General features: G+C 63.9%; 3 protein-coding genes and 1 pseudogene. 1 reads left to right on the top strand and 3 read right to left on the bottom strand.

The annotated features are described in order from the left end of the window. Nucleotides 1-63: pseudogene (locus MOX02_RS32870) on the bottom strand (co-chaperone GroES); the annotation flags it as partial. A gap of 291 nt (nt 64-354) precedes the next feature. On the opposite strand from MOX02_RS32870, the gene MOX02_RS29870 reads away from it, so the two are divergent. Continuing rightward, on the top strand, nt 355-627 hold the full coding sequence (locus MOX02_RS29870; RefSeq protein WP_147029390.1) for an usg protein: 273 nt from the start codon (nt 355-357) through the stop codon (nt 625-627). A 52-nt stretch (nt 628-679) separates the two neighbouring features. Here the strand turns inward: MOX02_RS29870 and MOX02_RS29865 are convergent, their stop codons facing one another. Then, on the bottom strand, nt 680-949 hold the full coding sequence (locus MOX02_RS29865; RefSeq protein ID WP_147029389.1) for a hypothetical protein: 270 nt from the start codon (nt 947-949) through the stop codon (nt 680-682). A 137-nt stretch (nt 950-1,086) separates the two neighbouring features. Next, nucleotides 1,087-2,667 carry a potassium/proton antiporter gene (locus MOX02_RS29860; protein ID WP_147029388.1) on the bottom strand — a complete coding sequence of 527 codons (1,581 nt, stop codon included), beginning with the start codon at nt 2,665-2,667 and terminating at the stop codon, nt 1,087-1,089. Nucleotides 2,668-3,398: the final 731 nt, after the last annotated feature.

Raw genomic sequence — 3,398 nt, 5'->3', positions numbered from 1 at the left:
CGTCTTCTCCTCCGCGTCGATGCGGCGGACAACAACTCGATCGTGCAACGGACGGAATGTCATGCAATGCCTCCAGCGCGAGTGCTGCACTCATGAACCGCCGGGCGCTCGGACAAGCCGCCCGACGGCCGGCAAGCTGGGAGCGATCGCATGACTTCGCAAGAGCTCTCGAGGACATTTTTTGGCACTCGTGGCAGTCGGCTGCCAAGCTCGGCCGTGGAGCTTGGCAGCAGGCCGGCTCGGTGAGTGCTAAAACTCTGGGAACACAGGGTATTCTGCGGAGCGCCTCTTGATCGGTGGCAAGGCTTGCGTCAGCCTGCGGTAATCGTTCAGCACGATCGAGTGAGGTTCCGAATGTCCGTGTTGCCAGCCTTTCGTCGCCAGCTCGAAGGCTACAGCCTGACGACCGCCGAGATCCTCTATCATCTGCCAGACCATCCGCACCTGCTGCAGACCTTTGTCTGGCAGCATCACGACCTGTTTCCGGAATTTCCCGAACTGCGGCGCTTCCTCGCGTTCTGGCAAGAGACGCTCGATGGGCCGCTTCACTCCGTGAAGGTGGCCCACAGCCGCCTGATTAGGCCCGCCGAGCTGCGAGCCGTCGCTGGAGAATTCCAGCTCCACTGAGTCGCGCGGCGGGGCTGAACCAATCGGCCCGCCCGAACCGCCTCGCGGAAGCTCAATGTAGCCGCATGGTCCAGTGCGCCGGGCCCTGCAGGAAGGGCGGAACAGCACCCCCTGCAGCGAGGAGACGATCCTCCTCCGCACCGGTCTCCTCGTCCACGGTGCGCTCCACGATCGCGACGCCGCTCATCCGTAGGCTCAGCGCCTCAGCACAGGCGTGCGCCTTCCCAGGCTCGTCGAAGATGAGCACCTGTCGAGCACCGATCGTCGTGCCGATGCGCTCGAAGGGAAGGACGATGTAGGCTTTGCTCGGCTCCGTGATCATGCCCGCACACTCACGCTACGCAACTACGACCAGTGAGATGGTGATGGTGCCGGCCAAGCTTCAAGGGAGCGCTTGCATGAACGACCGCGAGCAGATCTGTCAGGATGCGGCGGACGAGAATCACTGCTGCGGCGAAGTTATTGAGAATTCTTGCTTACCCTAGGCCTGAAAGCACGCAGGGCGGACCGGAGCCGAGCAACCTCGGCTGAGGAGTGCACGTCCCGCTCCTGCGCTGCGGTCAGAACTCGTGCTGAACCGGGAGTCGAAAATAGGACATCTAGGGCCGGGAGCGTGGAGGGTGGTGCCACAACGTAAGCCTGGTCTCCAGCAGCAAGCACGCCATCGCTGTCTCTGAGTTCGCTTGCGGAACAAATGCGGTTGTCGCGCAGAACAAACGCCAGTCTAACACCATCCGGGAGCGCAGCTCCTGTGAGAATCGGGGCGGAGGGCTGTACCGGAAACCCAACCAGTTCCTCCGCCATCCGCACAGGCGCACCAAGGTCAACCCGGCGCGGCTCGGTGTGGCCAAGTATGGCCAGCCCAAGCCAGCGCGCGATCGGCCCGGCGGTCCATCCCTGTAGCAGGAGTGAAGTCAGTACCACGAAGAAGGCAACGTCGAAGTAGAGCGCTGCCTGCGGAACATTCTCGAGCACAGGAATCGAAGCTAGGAAGATGCCAACCGCACCCCGCAGCCCCATAGCGGACACAAACACCCGCTGCGGACGCGTGAAGCGAAAGGGGGCAAGACAGACGAGAACGGCCAGTGGTCTGGCAACGAAGATCAGAGCCAGGGCAACAATGAGCGACGGCCCAGCCTGCTCGATTAAGCGCGAAGGCGTCACGAGGATCCCTAGAACCACGAGCATACTCAGCTGGGCGAGCCAGGTCAGTGCTTCGTGCACGTTCAGGACGCGAACTACGCCCGGAACAGGCCGGTTTCCGACCACGAGGCCCGCGAGATAAACCGCCAGGAAGCCGCTACCGCCCGCGACGGATGCTCCGCCGAAGACGAGCAGCCCACACGAAAGGGCAAATAGCGGGTTGAGCCCAGCCGGAAGCGGGACGCGGTTCAAGGCCCAGGATGTTGCCAGACCGCCCGCGATGCCGAACGCCGTTCCGAGAGCGGCCTCCCTCGCGAGGTGTAGAACCGCTGCCGCGCCCAGCACGGTGCCCGGATGCGCCACGAACTCCACCAGCGTGAGCGTCAGAAACACCGCAAGAGGGTCATTGGCGGCCGACTCGACCTCCAGCGTCGCCTCGACACGGTGTCCGACCCGTAGACCATGTGCCCGCAACAGAAAGAAGACCGCTGCGGCATCAGTCGAAGAGATTGTGGCTCCGACAAGGAGGGCGCTGGGCCAGGGCAGCCCGAGCGCGAGCCGGGCCGTCGCGCCAACAACGGCTGCGGTAAGCAGCACGCCAATTGTAGCCAACGTGAGCCCTGGCCAGAGGCCTCGGCGAACGGCCGCGGTTTTGGTGCGCAGCCCGCCATCGAACAGGATCACCGCGAGGGCGAGCGAGCCGATGAGGTACGCGGTGCGGTAGTCCGCGAAAGCGAAGCCTCCTGGTCCCTGTCTGCCGGCCAGCATGCCGGCCGCGAGGAAGGCGATCAGGACCGGGGCCCCGAGGCGCGCAGCGAGCACGCCCGACATCATCGACCCCACCGCTACGATGGCAAAGAGGAGGATGGCGAGGTTGGCGTCAGCGATGCTGGACATGGGAAGATTAGGAGGAAGTGCCCTCGAAGCCTCTCAGAGGCCGCACCGGCCGCAGCAAGATACAATTATTTGCCCAGCCTGCCGAAGTAGGTGGCACGAGCAGAAGCGGCAGCTTCGTGAACTGGTCGCGCAGGTTCGCGGACACCTGCAGGCAGCTAGGGACCGAGCTGAGGCGGCGGAGGCACGGAACGCGAGGTTTGGTTGCAGGCGGAAGCTGCCATCAGAGCCGCAGAGGAGCGGACGCGGGCAGCTGAGGAGCGCGCGTGTGGCCGAGGGATGGCTGGCCCGCCTCGCCGATGTCGTTCGCAAGGAGTTCTCGAGCTTGTCCGCGTCGCCCTGCAACAACGACGAAGCCCGTCGGGTCGCTTGATTTCATCCCTGGCATAAAGGCGCAGTGACGACGCCGAGTGCTGACCTTTGTGCCTAGCGTCTACCCGCCAACAGCTTGTGACGAGTTGGGGGCTCCCGGTCCATCAGAGGGATGAGCTTTGGCGACCTGCGCCAGATGGCGCAAGTGGTGGACTGCCTAGGTTTGAAGTTTGATCTCTAGCACCCTCATTGTGGGTCGGCAGACCCGCCCACGAGCTGCATCAGGGTAGTTCGCAGGGCTATGACGGACGGAGTCGCTGAACAAGGGCCCTTTTCCACTCTGGTCAACGCACCGGCCTACTTGGGCAACTGTCGGCTCAGAAGCGCGTTCAACCTAGCCCGGCTGGAGCGGGGCGCATTTT

Origin of the sequence: Methylobacterium oxalidis, from assembly GCF_007992195.1 — a bacterium.
GTDB lineage: Bacteria > Pseudomonadota > Alphaproteobacteria > Rhizobiales > Beijerinckiaceae > Methylobacterium > Methylobacterium oxalidis.
The sequence above is the reverse complement of the archived record's forward strand: the minus strand, read 5'-3'. Positions and strand labels throughout refer to the sequence as shown.